At 51.8% G+C, this 15,121-nt stretch carries 15 protein-coding genes; 9 read left to right on the top strand and 6 right to left on the bottom strand.

The genetic code is table 11. From position 1 onward, the window contains the following. Positions 1–95 precede the first annotated feature (95 nt). A complete protein-coding gene (bamC, locus tag H3L93_RS04920) occupies positions 96–1,235 on the bottom strand; it encodes an outer membrane protein assembly factor BamC (RefSeq protein ID WP_003796159.1) in 1,140 nt (379 codons plus the stop codon). Positions 1,236–1,253: 18 nt separating this feature from the next. Beyond that, positions 1,254–2,129 carry a 4-hydroxy-tetrahydrodipicolinate synthase gene (gene dapA / locus H3L93_RS04915; protein ID WP_040558839.1) on the bottom strand — a complete coding sequence of 292 codons (876 nt, stop codon included), beginning with the start codon at positions 2,127–2,129 and terminating at the stop codon, positions 1,254–1,256. A gap of 394 nt (positions 2,130–2,523) precedes the next feature. Between dapA and bfr (H3L93_RS04910) the strand changes: the two genes are divergently transcribed. Both bfr (H3L93_RS04910) and bfr (H3L93_RS04905) read left to right on the top strand, forming a co-directional pair. Further along, on the top strand, positions 2,524–2,988 hold the full coding sequence (gene bfr / locus H3L93_RS04910; RefSeq protein ID WP_003796164.1) for a bacterioferritin: 465 nt from the start codon (positions 2,524–2,526) through the stop codon (positions 2,986–2,988). A 10-nt stretch (positions 2,989–2,998) separates the two neighbouring features. Then, the gene (bfr, locus tag H3L93_RS04905) at positions 2,999–3,475 is read left to right on the top strand and encodes a bacterioferritin (RefSeq protein WP_003796166.1); all 477 of its coding nucleotides are present in this window, start codon (positions 2,999–3,001) and stop codon (positions 3,473–3,475) included. Positions 3,476–3,548: 73 nt separating this feature from the next. Here the strand turns inward: bfr (H3L93_RS04905) and H3L93_RS04900 are convergent, their stop codons facing one another. The 4 genes from H3L93_RS04900 to nrdG form a co-directional block, all read right to left on the bottom strand. Beyond that, entirely contained in the window at positions 3,549–3,701 is a 153-nt protein-coding gene (locus tag H3L93_RS04900; RefSeq protein ID WP_003796168.1) for a hypothetical protein, read from the bottom strand. Positions 3,702–3,888: 187 nt separating this feature from the next. Further along, a complete protein-coding gene (locus H3L93_RS04895; protein ID WP_003796170.1) occupies positions 3,889–4,560 on the bottom strand; it encodes a sulfite exporter TauE/SafE family protein in 672 nt (223 codons plus the stop codon). A 315-nt stretch (positions 4,561–4,875) separates the two neighbouring features. Further along, positions 4,876–6,657 carry an anaerobic ribonucleoside-triphosphate reductase gene (nrdD, locus tag H3L93_RS04890; protein ID WP_003796171.1) on the bottom strand — a complete coding sequence of 594 codons (1,782 nt, stop codon included), beginning with the start codon at positions 6,655–6,657 and terminating at the stop codon, positions 4,876–4,878. A 278-nt stretch (positions 6,658–6,935) separates the two neighbouring features. Beyond that, positions 6,936–7,406, bottom strand: coding sequence for an anaerobic ribonucleoside-triphosphate reductase activating protein (nrdG, locus tag H3L93_RS04885; RefSeq protein ID WP_040558841.1), 471 nt, complete (start codon positions 7,404–7,406; stop codon positions 6,936–6,938). 467 nt (positions 7,407–7,873) lie between these two features. Here nrdG and dapC point away from each other — a divergent pair, with 467 nt between their 5' ends. The 7 genes from dapC (at position 7,874) to dcd (ending at position 15,008) form a co-directional block, all read left to right on the top strand. After that, the gene (gene dapC, locus H3L93_RS04880; protein WP_003796181.1) at positions 7,874–9,061 is read left to right on the top strand and encodes a succinyldiaminopimelate transaminase; all 1,188 of its coding nucleotides are present in this window, start codon (positions 7,874–7,876) and stop codon (positions 9,059–9,061) included. Positions 9,062–9,240: 179 nt separating this feature from the next. Next, the gene (locus tag H3L93_RS04875) at positions 9,241–10,008 is read left to right on the top strand and encodes a ferredoxin--NADP reductase (protein ID WP_003796182.1); all 768 of its coding nucleotides are present in this window, start codon (positions 9,241–9,243) and stop codon (positions 10,006–10,008) included. 165 nt (positions 10,009–10,173) lie between these two features. After that, positions 10,174–11,955 carry a dihydrolipoyl dehydrogenase gene (gene lpdA, locus H3L93_RS04870; protein ID WP_003796183.1) on the top strand — a complete coding sequence of 594 codons (1,782 nt, stop codon included), beginning with the start codon at positions 10,174–10,176 and terminating at the stop codon, positions 11,953–11,955. A gap of 163 nt (positions 11,956–12,118) precedes the next feature. Beyond that, the gene (gene cysE, locus H3L93_RS04865; RefSeq protein WP_003796188.1) at positions 12,119–12,922 is read left to right on the top strand and encodes a serine O-acetyltransferase; all 804 of its coding nucleotides are present in this window, start codon (positions 12,119–12,121) and stop codon (positions 12,920–12,922) included. Positions 12,923–13,022: 100 nt separating this feature from the next. Next, positions 13,023–13,928, top strand: a complete 906-nt coding sequence (locus tag H3L93_RS04860) for a recombination-associated protein RdgC (protein ID WP_003796190.1) — start codon at positions 13,023–13,025, stop codon at positions 13,926–13,928. A gap of 76 nt (positions 13,929–14,004) precedes the next feature. Continuing rightward, positions 14,005–14,424, top strand: a complete 420-nt coding sequence (locus H3L93_RS04855; protein ID WP_003796192.1) for a hypothetical protein — start codon at positions 14,005–14,007, stop codon at positions 14,422–14,424. Positions 14,425–14,441: 17 nt separating this feature from the next. Next, on the top strand, positions 14,442–15,008 hold the full coding sequence (gene dcd, locus H3L93_RS04850; RefSeq protein ID WP_003796193.1) for a dCTP deaminase: 567 nt from the start codon (positions 14,442–14,444) through the stop codon (positions 15,006–15,008). The last annotated feature ends 113 nt before the right edge of the window (positions 15,009–15,121 follow it).

The raw sequence follows: 15,121 nt of genomic DNA, 5'->3' as shown, positions 1-15,121 counted from the left end.
TCATTGGATTGGATGCGGGTTTTGCTTTTTCAGGCTGCCTCTGTTTTCAGGCTGCCTCAATATAAAAGGCAGCCTGAAAAGCTGCCTTCTATTGTTTACTTCAACTCGTTATACAAATCGCGTATCCATTTATTGGCACGCGCATCGTTCAACGGTTTACCCGTTTGGTCCAGCAGCACAACACGCTGCCCATTCGGCTCTTGCACCAAGCCCACCAGCAACTGCGCGGGCTGATTAGATGCGGCAACAGGCTGTTTGTCTTTCTTACCTTTGAACCAGCGGCTTAACAAACCGGCTTTGCGATTATCTGCCGCCGCTTGCGCCAGCTCTTCGCTTTGCGTTGGCGCAGGACGCACGATAAACATGCCCCGCTCGCTCACAAATTGCTGCACCGTCAAACCCACACGGTCAAGCGCCGCCGCAATACGGTTTACATTGCGCTCTGCCGCGCCATATACAATCACGCTATCTTGTTCCAACTTGGCAAATTCCGTGCCTTGCGCTTGGTCTGCGCGAACCGCCGTTTGTTGTGTGGCAACCGCTTCATCCACGCCTAAATACTGCATGAAGCGCGACAAAAACGCTGCTTCCAAATTAGGGTCGTTGGCGCGGGGTTGCCAAATGGTGCTTTCTTCTTTTTTGCTGTCAAAGACTTCTTCCAAGCCTTTGTGGGTAAAGAAAATATCCAAATCACCTGTGTGGCTGTTGCGCTCCATGCGAATCAGGAATTTATCCCGTTCGCTGGTGGTGTACACGCCGCCCATGCCCACTTTGTCAAACAATTTACGCAAGCCTTGGTTCGGCAACTTGGCACGGTTTTCCGCCCATTCGGTTTCCATCAAGCCCGCTTGCGGCTCTTCGGAATAAATGGTGAAGCCTGCTTCTTGCCAAAATGCGCGCAGCAAAGGCCACATTTCGGCTGCCGATTTGTTTTTCACCACCAGCCAGCGTTGGTTACCTTGGCGCTCAATATAAGCGTCTTTCACTTGGTTCAAGACTTTTTTCCTGCCTTGCGATTTGGTTTCTTTCATCGCATTGGGGCTGGCGGTTGTGCCTTTGGGCAGGCTGTATAAATCGCCATTGCGCGGGTCGTTCAAATCAGGTGGAACTTCCAAGCTCACAATTTTATTGTTTGCCGATTGGTAATCCAGCTTCGGATTTTCTTTTTTGCTGCCGGAACAGGCAGCGAGACTGATCGCGGTTAAGGCTAAGACAAGGGGTTTGATGTGGTTCATGTACACCTTCCAAAAAAATCAAATCAAGTTGGTTGCTTTTAAAGCAGCACGAACTTTCTCTTGCGCGGCAGGGCTTAATGGCAAGATAGGCGAGCGCACGTGTTCCGCGCACACACCCAGTTGCGATGCTGCCCATTTGGGCGAAGCGGGGCTAGGCTCACAGAACATCACGTCATACAAAGGCACAAGTCGTTTATTAAGCTCGCGGGCTTGGGCAATATTGCCATCCAATGCGCTGTGGCACATTTGCGAGAACAATTTAGGCGCAACGTTGCCTGCCACGTTAATCACGCCTTTGCCGCCGCACAGCATATTCGCCATGCCTGTGGGGTCGTCGCCGGAATAAACGGCAAAGCCTTCGGGTACGTTGTTAATCAAAGAAACCACGCGCCCAATGTTGCCGCTGGCTTCTTTTACGCCCACGATGTTGGGGATTTGAGCCAAGCGGATAATGGTGTCGTTGCACATATCCACCACGGTGCGCCCCGGCACGTTATAAACAATCATGGGAATATCGGCGGCTTCGGCAATCGCTTTGAAATGCTGATACATGCCTTCTTGCGACGGTTTGTTGTAGTAAGGGACAACGGACAGCGTGTAATCTGCGCCCAGTTTTTCTGCTGCTTGGGCAAGCACAATCGCTTCACGGGTGTTGTTTGCGCCTGCGCCTGCGATAATAGGAATGCGTTTGTTGGCGGTTTTGATTACGGTTTCAACCACTTTCAAATGCTCATCAACGGAAAGGGTGGCGGATTCGCCTGTTGTGCCCACGGCAACGATGGCATCTGTGCCGTTGGCGATGTGCCATTCAACCAGTGCTTGTAGTTGTTCGTAGTTCACGCTGCCATCGGCGTGCATGGGGGTAATGAGTGCAACAATGCTTCCTGTTAGCATGATATTCACCTTGATTTTTGTGAAAATTGAAAAACGTTGCAACACGTGCAACGGCGCATGATTTTAGCCTATTTCCGAGCTTGGGCAAAATTAAAACACATATTCAGGCAGCCTGAAAGCGATTTTTGTAAATAAACGTAAATGTTTTAAGAACAAAAAACAGGGGATTAATAACAATCGGCAATCATTTTCAAATTAGTTATTTGATGTTGCTATGAATTTTGTGGGATAAAAATGCTTATCATCTTAAATCTGCCGGCGGTTTATTGTTGATAATTGTTTGTATTTCAATATGAAATTTGATTTTTACCGAGCCGCTGCTACAATGCGCCCTGCGTTGAGACGGCTGCGTCTCTTTCGTTTTTGAAATATTCACATTACAAGGAAAACAAACATGCAAGGCGATAAAGAAGTTTTGGCTTATATGAACGAGTTGCTGGCCGGCGAACTGGCTGCCCGCGACCAATATTTTATTCATTCCCGCATGTATGCCGAATGGGGCTACACCAAATTGTTTGAGCGTTTGAACCATGAAATGGAAGAGGAAACGCAACACGCAGAAGATTTTATCCGCCGCATTTTGATGCTGGGCGGCACGCCTAAAATGATTCCCGAGGGCTTGAACATCGGCACAACGGTGAAAGAATGCTTGGAAGCGGATTTGGCAACGGAAATGCACGTTCGCGCGGCGTTGAAACAAGGCGTGAAATTGTGCGAAGAAAAACAAGATTATGTTACGCGCGAATTGATGGTGGGTCAGCTGAAAGACACGGAAGAAGACCACGCGCATTGGTTGGAACAACAGCTTCGCTTGATTGGCATGATGGGCGAACAAAACTACTTGCAAAGCCAAGTGTAAGGATTGGGCGATGCAAGGAGACCGTCAAGTTATCCAACAGCTGAACAAGAATTTGGGCTTGCTGCTGGTTACCATTAACCAATATTTTCTGCACGCGCGCATTTTAAAAAATTGGGGTTTAGAGGAATTGGGCTGCAATTTCTATAAACGCTCGATTAAAGAGATGAAATCGGCGGATGCGATTATCGAGCGCGTGTTGCTGCTCGAAGGCTTGCCCAATTTGCAAGAGCTGGGCAAATTGCTGATTGGGGAATCGCCTGCGGAAATTATTGATTGCGATTTGAAAAAAGAATATGAAAAACATGATGCGCTGATGGCGGCGATTGCGGTTTGCGAGGCGCATCAGGATTATGTTTCGCGTGATTTGTTGGAAGAACAGAAGTTTGAAAACGAGGAACGCATTGATTGGTTGGAAACTCAGCAGGAGTTGATTGCCAGCATGGGCATTGAAAACTATCTGCAACTCGGGGCGCAAGAGGACGATTAAAACAAACCACTACCAAAACTCTGGTAAGCCGAGTACACAAGAAAAACCACCTGCTTAGTTTAGCGGGTGGTTTTTATTTTTCAGGCTGCCTATTGCGGCTGTGTGAGGCAGCCTGAAAATGGGTAAAGCGTATTTCAATGAAGCAAACGTGTTTGCTGGTTTTTTGCTTTTCAGGCTGCCTTTGCGGTTGTGCAATAGGCAGCCTGAAAATGTATTTAATAGGCATGGGTGGCTTGCGGTTATTTGCCAACGTGTTGCCGTTCTATCCGCTGCGCTATTTGGCAACGAGTCATCGCCCCTCTATTAGCTTTCAGGCTGCCTTTTAGTGTGCTTAATTGAGGCAGCCTGAAACGGCTTAATAGGCTTTATTGTTTTAGCCCTGCTAAACCGCGCTTTACTCGTTTTCAGGCTGCCTAAAATTGTGTCATCACACGGGCAAGCTGGATAACCGCCCACGCGCTCACCAGCAAGCCTGCCATCAGCCGCAGCCCTTTCTTTTGCAACAGCGCGCGCAGTTGGCTGGCGAACAGCCCTGCGGCGATGAGATTAGGCAGCGTGCCCAGCCCAAATGCGAGTAAATACAAGCCGCCCCACAGCGCGGAGCTACTGCCCAACGCGTAAAGCGAGGCGTTGTACACCAAGCCGCAGGGCAGCCAGCCCCACAGCATCCCCGCGCCGAAGCAGGCGGGCAGGCTTTGGATGGGCAGCAGTTTGTTTAATAGCGGGTTGAGCCGTTGCCAGATGGGTCGCCCGATGTGTTCTATTTTGGCTGTCCATGCCAGGATGTTGGCGAGATACAGCCCTGTGAACAGCAGCAGTAGGTTGGCGAGGGTGGCAAGGATAAGTTGCAGAGCGTGGGTGTGGGCGAGCGTGCTGCCCAGCTGCGAGAGCGCGCCCATCAGCGTGCCGATAAGGGCATAGCTGGTGAGCCTGCCGAGGTTGAGCAGAATAATAAGCCAAGGACGTTTGATATGCGGCGGCAGTTGCAAGGCGAACGCGGTGGACAGCCCGCCGCACATGGCGATGCAATGCGTGCCGCCGAAAAAGCCGAGCAGAAACAGGGTAAACAGGGTTACAGAGGGCATGGGGATGATATGCGCGGGAAAAGGGGGAGATTGTACTGGTTTTGCGGTTTTCAGGCTGCCTTTTGGGTGTAAAAAAGGCTGTTGGGGATGCTCGTCCCGCACAGCCTTTGCCAATGCAAAATAAGCAGCCTGAAACGGGTAAAACGGTTTTTTCAGGCTGCCTAATGCCTTTTATTGCGAATATTGTTTACGCACCGTTTAGCATCGCTTAAATGGTGCGTGGCAAAACCACACAGCCTTTGCCGATGCAAAATAGGCAGCCTGAAAATGGATAACAAGGTTTTCAGGCTGCCTTATCGTGGGTAGCAATGTCGCTTATGCCGCTTCGCGATGATAATGCCGCAGGGCATGTTCTTTGCGCCGTCCTTGGCTGAATGCGGACACGCGCTTCAAATAGCCGATCACGCGCGTGCCGTAGTCAATATCGGGCGAGCCGCACGCGCTGCACGCGGTGAGCGTGCGCTTGTCTATGTGTTCGCATTGGTTGCAAATGGTGATTTTCACGTTGGTGCAGAAATAATTGCAGCCTGTTTTGGCGGCGATGTCCAGCAAGGCGCGAAAACCCGATTGCGGCAGGGCTTCGTCTAAATTCAAATGCAGCGCCGAGCCGCCGTCTAGCCAGTCTATTAACTCGCGCCCGTGTAGCAGGAATTTATCCAGCGCATTGGTTTGGTCGTCTTCCACCACATAAAAATAAGAATTATAGCAATCGCGCGGCACAAAATAGCCGTCTGCCTTGTCCCATTTGGCGTTTTTCACGCCCAAGTTTTCGGCGGGCACAAATTCGGTGTTGAATTTCACGCCGTATTTGGCGTTGGCGGCTTTGTTGGCTTCAAAGATAATTTTGAGCCGAGATTGCACAAAATCTACATATTCGGGCGTATAGGCAGCCTGAATGCCTTGGCTTTCGGCGGCTTCCACCATGCCGTTAATGCCGATGGTTAAAAATTGCTTGTCCAGCGAGATAAAGCCCGCGTCATACACAGGCAACAGCCCTGCGGCTTGATATTCTTCCATCAGCTTGCGATAGGCGTATTGATAGCGGTGGATTTTGTCCACTTCGGCGGCAAGGTCGCGCCCGTCTTGCACTAAGCGGTTCATGTTAATGGTAATCACGTTGATTGACCCCGTTGCCACGCCGCCCGCGCCCAGTGAGTAGGAAAACGTGCGGTCTTCAATTTGATTACGCAGTCGGCAGCAAGACGCGAGCGAATCGGGGTTGTCGGATTGATACACAAAAAACGAATTGCCCACGCTTAATTCGTGCGCCAGCGTGTCGGCAAATTCGCCGTCTTTGCATTTGCCGTGGTCGGTGAGCATGGCGGCGGTTACCACGGGGAAGGTCAGCACCGCTTTGTTGCGCTCTTGGTTGAACCAATTTAGGAAAAATTTTTGCAAGCGCGACACGCTCGCCCACACGGGTTTAGTGAAATCGGGGAACACAAAATCGCCAAACATCGCGTCAAAATAATAGCGGTCATACAACGAAATATTCCAAAACACGCTTTGATAGCCGCGCGCGGCGGCGGGTTGGTTGATGCTGTACACCACTTGCTGCAAGGCGTTTTCAATCTCGCTGCGGTGGGTGTTGAGATAATCGTCGTCAAAATCTTTGCGCGCGAAATAGTCAAAATAAGTCAAAAATTCCACCGTTGCCACCGCGCCGGCAAACTGGGCGCTGATGGCAAACACAAAGTTGATAAACGAGCCGCAAAACGATGCCAAATGCTGCGGCGCGCGCGATTCGCCGCCCAATTTGGTGAGCCCGTCGCGCAAAAACGGATACATCGTTACCGACACGCAATAGGGTTTCAGGCTGGTTTCGTCGTGCACATAAATTTCATGCGTTTCAATTTGGCGCACATATTCGCGCGCCAAATCGTCGCCAAATAATTCGCCGATTTTGCGCGACACTTGGGCGCGGTTAATTTGCACGAAAACGTCTTTAAGTAACTCGCTTTCCAGCGTGGCGATGTTTTTATGGGTAACGTTGGCGTTGGCATCCATGGTTGAGCCGTCCGCCGCGTTATGCGCCGCCATGTAGTGTTGGATAAAGCTGAGTTTGGATTGGATTTGTTCGGGATACAGCCGAAGCATGATGTTCTCCAATGTGTGAGTGAGTGGTTGAAAAAACGCTGCTGCCCTTTTCAGGCTGCCTGATAAAGAGCCGCAGCAGGGAAAAATATTTTTGTTGATTAGTACACCATCAGGCAGCCTGCGTAGCGAAGCGGAGTTGCGAAGCTAAAAACCATTTCTATGATTTATCCAGAACACGCGTCTTGCCGCGTACCACGCTTTCAGGCTGCCTAAACTTCCAGCTTGCACCGCATCGCCAACGCCCTTAAAGGCAGCCCGCAATCCCGCCAAGATTGCACCTATTTCTGCCGCCAAAACAAAGACGTTAAATCCATCCCCGTTTGCAAATCCACAAACCGCTGATTAGTGGTCGGACTATCCAGCCCGCCGCGCTCGGGCAGCCATCGCCCCGTTTTCAAAAACGACAATTCGGGCAACAACATCGGCGGCACTTCATCGCGCTCCAAACCCGTGTATAAACACGTTTTCAAGCCAAATTCATCACGCGCCACCCGCAGCAAAGCCAACAGATTTTCAGGCTGCCATTCGCCGCCCAAAAACAAAACGCAAGTGAGCAAGCCCGCATAACGCCGCAGCCGCTCGCGCAAATACGCCACCGACAACGCTTCGCCCAAGCCCGCTTTCCACGAATCCGTGCTGTGGCAGCCCACGCAATGCAAAGGGCAGCCTGAAAGCAAAAACGCCAACGACACTTCATTAGGCACTTCCTGCCACACAATTTCTTCGCGCGTAAAGCGCAGCGGCGGCAGCGCAGACGGCGCATTTTTATAGTGAAGCCAAATCACATCCATAAAAATAAACAATAGGGCAAAGTAAAAAATTGCCCTAAAAACCATTGGATTTAGGGTAAAAACGGAACGAAGTTTATGCCTAATCGCGGTTACAAAAATTGACGCACATCAAATTTAAACATTCGTAAATTACGAATGTTTGCTAAGTTGCGGAAAATATGGAAAACAAATTTGCGTCGCGCATTTTCATTTTCAGACTGCCAAATGGCGGATGGCGGGTTCATTCTATTGTAGAGCAAGCAAGCACAATATATTGTTTATCAAGCGATTTATTTACAAACAATGCAAACGGGTTTTCAGGCTGCCTGCCCTGCGAAGTAGAGCCGCACAGCGAAAACGCTTTATAATGCCGTCTCTTTTGATGCAACCTGAAACGTCGCAACCTAAAACACCATCCCACGCTGCCCAAACCACAAGGATAATCCATGAACAGCCATCTCAACCAGCTTCATCCCTACCCATTCGCCCGCCTGCGCGAAGCCATGCAAGGCATCACGCCGCCCGAGGGCATCAGCGAAATCCCGCTTTACATCGGCGAGCCCAAACACCCCACGCCAGCCGTGCTCACCGATGCGCTGATTGCCGCGCTGCCCGAGCTGTCCAAATATCCCGCCGCGCTGGGCTTGCCCGAGTTGCGCCAAGCCTGCGCCAACTGGCTGCATCGCCGTTATGATGGCTTAACGCTGAACCCCGACACGCAAATTTTGCCGATATTGGGCAGCCGCGAGGCGTTGTTTTCCTTTGTTCAGGCTGCGCTTGACCCTGTTGCCGGCGAAAAGCCTGTTGTGGTGTCGCCCAATCCGTTTTACCAAATCTACGAAGGCGCAACGATTTTAGGCAACGGCGAAATTGTGTACGCCAACACCGTCGCGCCGCGTTTTTTGCCCGATTGGGGCAGCGTGCCCGCCGAAAAATGGGCGCGTTGCAAAATTGTATTCGTGTGCTCGCCCGACAACCCCACAGGCAGCGTATTAACGCGCGATGATTGGGCGCAACTGTTTGAGTTGCAAGACAAATACGGTTTCATTATCGCTGCTGACGAATGCTACGCCGAAATCTATTTTGACGGACACAAGCCCATCGGCTGCCTGCAAGCCGCCGCCGAGCTGGGGTGCTCGTTTGACAACATCATCATGTTTACCAGCCTGTCCAAACGCTCCAACGCCCCTGGTTTGCGTTCGGGCTTTGTGGCGGGCGATGAAAAATTACTCAAACCGTTTTTGCTGTACCGCACCTACCACGGCAGCGCGATGAGCCTGCCCGTGCAACGCGCCAGCATCGCCGCTTGGAACGATGAAGCCCATGTTGAAGCCAACCGCCGCGCCTATCAGCAAAAATTTGACCGTGTAGTGCCCATTTTGCGGCAAAAATTCAACGTAACCATGCCGCAAGCCTCGTTCTACATTTGGCTGGCGATTCCCGATGGTGATGATTTGCGCTTCACGCAAGAGCTTTACCGCGCAACGGGCGTGCAAGTGTTGCCGGGGCGGTTTTTTGCGCGCGACACCGAACACGGCAACCCTGGCAAGGGCTATGTACGCATTGCCTTGGTGGACGAAATTGAAAAATGCGTGGAAGCCGCCGAGCGCATTGTTGCTTGGTATCAAGCGTAAAAGCGTTTTCAGGCTGCCTATATAACGCATGAGGCAGCCTGAAACGCATCGCGCGGGTTTCCAAACATCATCATGCTGCAAAACCCAACCGCCGAATACATCCCCTTTTATCCCAACTAAGGCAGCCTGAAAACCCTCCATCCCACTTTCAGGCTGCCTATCCCCCCAAAGTCCACATCATGCAAGAAAACAAATACACCACCGAACAAATCCTCTGGGTAAAACACCACAGCCCCACCCACATCACCTTTGCCACCACCCGCCCCGAAAGCTATCGCTTCGCCGCAGGGCAGTTCGCCCGCCTCGGCTTTACCCAAGACGCAGGCTACATTTGGCGAGCCTACTCCATCACCTCCGCCGAATACGCCGACACGCTGGAATTTTTTGCCATTTTAATTCCCGATGGCGAAATGTCTGCCAAGCTCGCCGCCATGCAAGCGGGCGACAGCATTTTGTTGGACAAAACCGCGCAAGGCTTCTTCCTGCCCGAGCGTTTTCCCGATGGCAACGATTTAATCATGCTGTGCACAGGCTCGGGCATCGCCCCGTTTCTTTCCATTATCCAGCAGCCTGAAATCTGGCAACGCTTTGACACGCTTGCCCTTGCCCACAGCGTATCGCACAACAACGATTTGATTTTTAACGACTACATCGCCCAGCTTGCCGAGCATCCGCTGGTGGGCGAGTATCACAGCAAACTGCGCTTTGTGCCAATTACCACGCGCGAAACAGACAGCGCGCGACTGCATTTCAGGCTGCCTGAAAGCCTGCGCAACGGCAGTCTCAGCCAAGCATTCCAACTCACGTTCAGCAAAGAACGCAGCCGCTTCATGCTCTGCGGCAACCCCGCCATGGTGCAAGACACATTCAAAGCCCTGTTAGACCAAGGCTTCGCCATGCACCGCAACAAAATCCCCGGGCAAATCATGATGGAAAACGGGTTTTAGAACCCCTGCCCGCCAGCGGCACGGCTGCCTAAAATTGACACGCATCAACCAATCCGAGCCCACCTATCGCCCATAAATAGCGTATAATGCGCCCCGTCATTTTCTTTCAGGCTGCCGCCTGAATTATTTTGTAAACACGATAAACCATTATAAGGAAGGTTTAGTATGAGTTTAGTTGAGCTGAAAGTGCCCGATATTGGCGGACACGAAAATGTAGACATCATTGCCGTAGAAATCAAAGTTGGCGACACCGTTGCCCTTGACGACACCCTGATTACACTAGAAACCGACAAAGCCACTATGGACGTGCCTGCCGATGCTGCTGGCGTGATTAAAGAAGTGAAAGTTAAAGTGGGCGACAAAATTTCAGAAGGCGGCGTGATTGCTGTGGTTGAAGCTGCTGGCGCAGCCGAAGCGCCCAAAGCTGCTGCCCCCGCTGCCGAAGCACCCAAAGCTGCAACCCCTGCTCCGCAAGCTGCGCAATTTGCAGGCTCTGCTGATGCCGAATACGACGTGGTTGTGTTGGGCGGCGGGCCAGGTGGCTACTCTGCTGCCTTTGCCGCAGCCGATGAAGGCTTAAAAGTTGCCCTGATTGAACAATACAGCACCTTGGGTGGCGTATGCTTGAACGTGGGCTGCATTCCATCCAAAGCCCTGTTGCACAACGCAGCCGTAATCGACGAAGTGAAACACCTTGCTGCCAACGGCATCAAATTCAACGAGCCTGAAATTGACATTAACGGCTTGCGTGGTTACAAAGAAAAAGTTATTGCCAAACTTACTGGCGGCTTGGCTGGCATGGCAAAAGCTCGCAAAGTGGACATCATTCGCGGTAATGGCCAATTTGTTGGCGCGAACCACATTGAAGTTGCTTTGACTGAATCCGCTCAATACGAACAAGCCACGCAAACAGGCGAGAAAAAAACCGTTGCCTTCAAAAATGCCATCATCGCCGTGGGCAGCCGTGTGGTGAAACTGCCGTTTATCCCCGAAGATCCACGCATTGTGGATTCAACTGGCGCGTTGGAATTGCGCCAAGTGCCTGAACGCATGCTGATTATCGGCGGCGGCATCATCGGCTTGGAAATGGGTACTGTTTACAGCACGCTGGGCGCGCGTTTAGACGTGGTAGAAATGATGGACGGTCTGATGCAAGGCGCAGATCGCGATTTGGAAAAAGTATGGGAAAAAATGAACGCCCATCGCTTTGACAACATCATGACTGGCACCAAAACTGTTGCCGTGGAAGCCAAAGAAGATGGCATCTACGTTACCTTTGAAGGCGAAAAAGCGCCCAAAGAGCCACAACGCTACGACTTGGTGTTGGTTGCCGCAGGTCGCGCGCCAAACGGCAAACTCTGCTCTGCCGAAAAAGCAGGTGTGGCAGTAACCGAGCGCGGCTTTATTGAAGTGGACAAACAACAACGCACCAACGTGCCACACATCTACGCCATTGGCGACGTGGTGGGACAACCCATGCTAGCGCACAAAGCGGTTCACGAAGCACACGTTGCCGCCGAAAACTGCGCAGGACACAAAGCCTACTTTGACGCACGCGTGATTCCGGGTGTGGCTTACACCGATCCCGAAGTGGCTTGGGTGGGCGTTACCGAAGAAATCGCCAAACGCGACGGCATTAAAATCACCAAATCTGTGTTCCCGTGGGCGGCTTCGGGTCGCGCCATTGCCAATGGTCGTGATGAAGGCTTCACCAAACTGATTTTTGATGCCGAAACAGGCTTGATTATCGGCGGTGGCATCGTGGGCACGCACGCTGGCGATATGATTGGCGAAATCTGCTTGGCGATTGAAATGGGTTGCGATGCTGTGGACATTGGCAGCACCATCCACCCACACCCAACCTTGGGCGAATCCATCGGCATGGCAGCGGAAGTAGCCAACGGCACTTGCACCGACTTACCACCACAAAAGAAAGCCAAAAAATAATCGCTTAATGATTATGGATTGACGCAAAGGCAGCCTGAAAATCGTAAACAGCGTTTTCAGGCTGCCTTTTTGTTGCACCTGCCCGCAAAAGGCAGCCTGAAAAGCCTTTATCAATCCCACAAAACAACGTACTATCCGCCTTTTTTTAGCCAGTTCAACCACCATGTCCATCAACCAACACACCCTTTGGCAAACCATCCGCCAAGAAGTTACCCAAGCCGCGCAATCCGAGCCGATGCTCGCCAGCTTTTTGCACCTTACCGTGCTGCGCCACGACAGCTTCGCCCGCGTGTTAGCCTTTCATCTATCCAGCAAACTATCCAGCAGCACCATGGATGCGCGCGCGCTTTATGAAACCTTTATGCGCGTGCTGGAAAGCAATCCCGGCATCGTGGAAGCCGCCGTTGCCGACGTTGCCGCTTGCTACGACCGCGACCCCGCCTGCGACCAATATTGCCTGCCCCTGCTCTATTTCAAAGGCTACCACGCCATCCAATCGCACCGCATCAACCATTGGCTGTGGAACAACAATCGCCAAACCCTTGCCTATTTTCTGCAAAACCGCGCCAGCGAAGTATTTGGCGTGGATATTCACCCAGCCGCCGTATTCGGGCATGGCATCATGTTTGACCACGGAACAGGCATCGTTATCGGCGAAACCGCCGTGCTGGGCAACGACATTTCCCTGTTGCACGGCGTAACGCTGGGCGGTTCGGGCAAACAAAGCGGCGACCGCCATCCCAAAGTGGGCGACGGCGTGATGATTGGCGCAAACGCATCCATACTCGGCAACATCCGCATCGGGCATTGCGCCAAAATCGGCGCAGGCAGCGTGGTGATTCGCGATGTGGACGCGCAAACCACCGTGGTTGGCGTGCCAGCCAAAACCGTAGGCGCATCGCACAACATCCCCGCCGAAGAAATGGAACAATCGTTTAACACCGATGACTATACCTTCATCATATAGGCATCATAATAGGCAGCCTGAAACCTGCCGTTTTCGCTTTTCAGGCTGCCCAAATGCTATAATCGCCGCCCTTTCAAGCCATACGAGAAAAACACAAACCATGTGGTTCAAACAACTCAATTTCTACCCCATCAATCTTGAAACCCTGCCCGATTTAGACACGCTCACCGCCAAACTCAGCGAAGCCGAATTCGCCCCGATTACAGGGCTGGATTGGTTTAGCGAAGGCTTTACTGCGCCGCAAAGTTTCAGCCCAGAATTGGTTTTCCCTGCCGATTTCACATGGTCTATCGCGCTGAAAAAAGCGGAAAAAGTGCTGCCCGCCAGCGTAATTCGTGAAATTTTGGACGACAAAGTTGCCGAAATCCAAACCGCTGAAGCCCGCAGCGTGGGGCGCAAAGAAAAGCAAGAACTCAAAGAGCAAATCACCGACGATTTACTGCCCCGCGCCTTCACCCGCAGCAGCCGCACCCAAGCCATTTGCGACACCAAACACGGCTATTTGCTGATTAACAACGCCAATGCCAACAAAGCCGAAAATCTACTCAGCAAACTGCGCGAAGCACTCGGCGGCTTGGAAGCGCGCTTGCCGCAAACCCAGCAATCGCCCAGCAGCCTGATGACCGAATGGCTGCTGCAAGGCGCTTGCCAAGGCGGCTTTGAGCTGGACGACAATTGCGAAATCAAAGGCAGCGGCGATGTCGTACCCGTGATTAAAATCGCCAAGCAAGATTTAACCGCGCCCGAAGTGGTGCAGCATTTAAAAGACGGCAAAACCGTAACCCAGCTTGGCTTGGTGTGGCGCGAGCAAATCGCCTTTGTGCTGGATGCCAACTTTGCGCTCAAACGCATCCAATATTTAGACGTGTTGCAAGAAGAAGCCGAACAACACGGCGACGATGCCGCCAGCCTTGCTTTCGCCAGCCAAATCCTGATGGCAGAAAGCATCGGCAACATGATTAGCGAGCTGGTGGACTATTTGGGCGGCTGGCAAAAATCGTCCTAGCTTTCAGGCTGCCCTATCCAAAGGCAGCCTGAAAACATTACAATCACGCTTTACTCATCCTAACGAGTTTTTACCGATGAAAAACCTGCTCTTCACCGCCCTAATCCTTGCCGCCGCGCCAGCAGCATGGGCAACCGCGCCGCTTGCCTGCCGCGACATCCCCACCGAAGATGCCGTTCACCAAAAACAAGAATGCGTGTTCCAAGGCAACAGCCTAAACGTCGCCTATCAAGCCTTCCGCCAACACGATGCAGACAACAAAGCATGGTTGCCCAAAAAGCTGCCCAGCCGCAGCCGCGTAAGCAAAAGCCAAGGCTCGGTGTGCGACGACCAAGGCACGCGCGACCTCACCATTGAAACCATCAAAGTGAGCAAAAATGCGCTGTATTTAGAAAGCGATGCACAAAATTTTTGCAGCAGCCCCAGTAAAACCATTCTCCGCATGAAAAAACAGGGCAAGCAAATTCGCATTCAATTTGATAACTATATGTCTTAACCGCAAAGGATAACAAAATGTCCATCAAATCAGATAAATGGATACGCCGCATGGCGGAGCAACACGGCATGATAGACCCATTTGAGCCACGCCAAATCAAAGAAGCCAATGGGCAAAAAATCATTTCCTACGGCACATCCAGCTACGGCTACGACATCCGTTGCGCCAACGAATTTAAAATTTTCACCAACATCAACAGCACCATCGTTGACCCGAAAAACTTTGACCCCAAGAATTTCGTTACCGTGGAAGATGACTGCTGCATCATCCCGCCCAATTCGTTTGCGCTGGCTCGCACGGTGGAATATTTCCGCATTCCGCGCAATGTGCTTACCGTGTGCTTGGGCAAATCCACCTACGCCCGCTGCGGCATCATCGTGAACGTAACCCCATTTGAGCCCGAATGGGAAGGCTACGTTACGCTGGAATTTTCCAACACTACACCACTGCCCGCCAAAATTTACGCAGGCGAAGGCGTGGCGCAGGTGTTGTTTTTTGAAAGCGATGAAATGTGCGAAACGTCTTATAAAGACCGCAATGGCAAATATATGGGGCAAACGGGGGTTACGTTGCCCAAGGCATGATGCGCTTGCGTTGAGGCAGCCCGAAAACATTTTTAACTGCCATTTAGCCTCGTTCATCTGTTTTCAGGCTGCCTCATCTTTGCCACCCCATCCACCCACAAAGGCAGCCTGAA

This window comes from Kingella oralis (assembly GCF_014054985.1).
GTDB classification, from domain to species: domain Bacteria; phylum Pseudomonadota; class Gammaproteobacteria; order Burkholderiales; family Neisseriaceae; genus Kingella_B; species Kingella_B oralis.
This window is presented reverse-complemented; position numbering and strand designations above follow the sequence as displayed.

What these genes read in the sequence shown, in the direction of transcription:
- bamC (WP_003796159.1), bottom strand. Translation starts at nt 1,235, where the DNA reads ATGAACCACATCAAACCCCTTGTCTTAGCCTTAACCGCGATCAGTCTC.
- dapA (WP_040558839.1), bottom strand. Translation starts at nt 2,129, where the DNA reads ATGCTAACAGGAAGCATTGTTGCACTCATTACCCCCATGCACGCCGAT.
- bfr (WP_003796164.1), top strand. Translation starts at nt 2,524, where the DNA reads ATGCAAGGCGATAAAGAAGTTTTGGCTTATATGAACGAGTTGCTGGCC.
- bfr (WP_003796166.1), top strand. Translation starts at nt 2,999, where the DNA reads ATGCAAGGAGACCGTCAAGTTATCCAACAGCTGAACAAGAATTTGGGC.
- H3L93_RS04900 (WP_003796168.1), bottom strand. Translation starts at nt 3,701, where the DNA reads ATGCCTATTAAATACATTTTCAGGCTGCCTATTGCACAACCGCAAAGG.
- H3L93_RS04895 (WP_003796170.1), bottom strand. Translation starts at nt 4,560, where the DNA reads ATGCCCTCTGTAACCCTGTTTACCCTGTTTCTGCTCGGCTTTTTCGGC.
- nrdD (WP_003796171.1), bottom strand. Translation starts at nt 6,657, where the DNA reads ATGCTTCGGCTGTATCCCGAACAAATCCAATCCAAACTCAGCTTTATC.
- dapC (WP_003796181.1), top strand. Translation starts at nt 7,874, where the DNA reads ATGAACAGCCATCTCAACCAGCTTCATCCCTACCCATTCGCCCGCCTG.
- H3L93_RS04875 (WP_003796182.1), top strand. Translation starts at nt 9,241, where the DNA reads ATGCAAGAAAACAAATACACCACCGAACAAATCCTCTGGGTAAAACAC.
- lpdA (WP_003796183.1), top strand. Translation starts at nt 10,174, where the DNA reads ATGAGTTTAGTTGAGCTGAAAGTGCCCGATATTGGCGGACACGAAAAT.
- cysE (WP_003796188.1), top strand. Translation starts at nt 12,119, where the DNA reads ATGTCCATCAACCAACACACCCTTTGGCAAACCATCCGCCAAGAAGTT.
- H3L93_RS04860 (WP_003796190.1), top strand. Translation starts at nt 13,023, where the DNA reads ATGTGGTTCAAACAACTCAATTTCTACCCCATCAATCTTGAAACCCTG.
- H3L93_RS04855 (WP_003796192.1), top strand. Translation starts at nt 14,005, where the DNA reads ATGAAAAACCTGCTCTTCACCGCCCTAATCCTTGCCGCCGCGCCAGCA.
- dcd (WP_003796193.1), top strand. Translation starts at nt 14,442, where the DNA reads ATGTCCATCAAATCAGATAAATGGATACGCCGCATGGCGGAGCAACAC.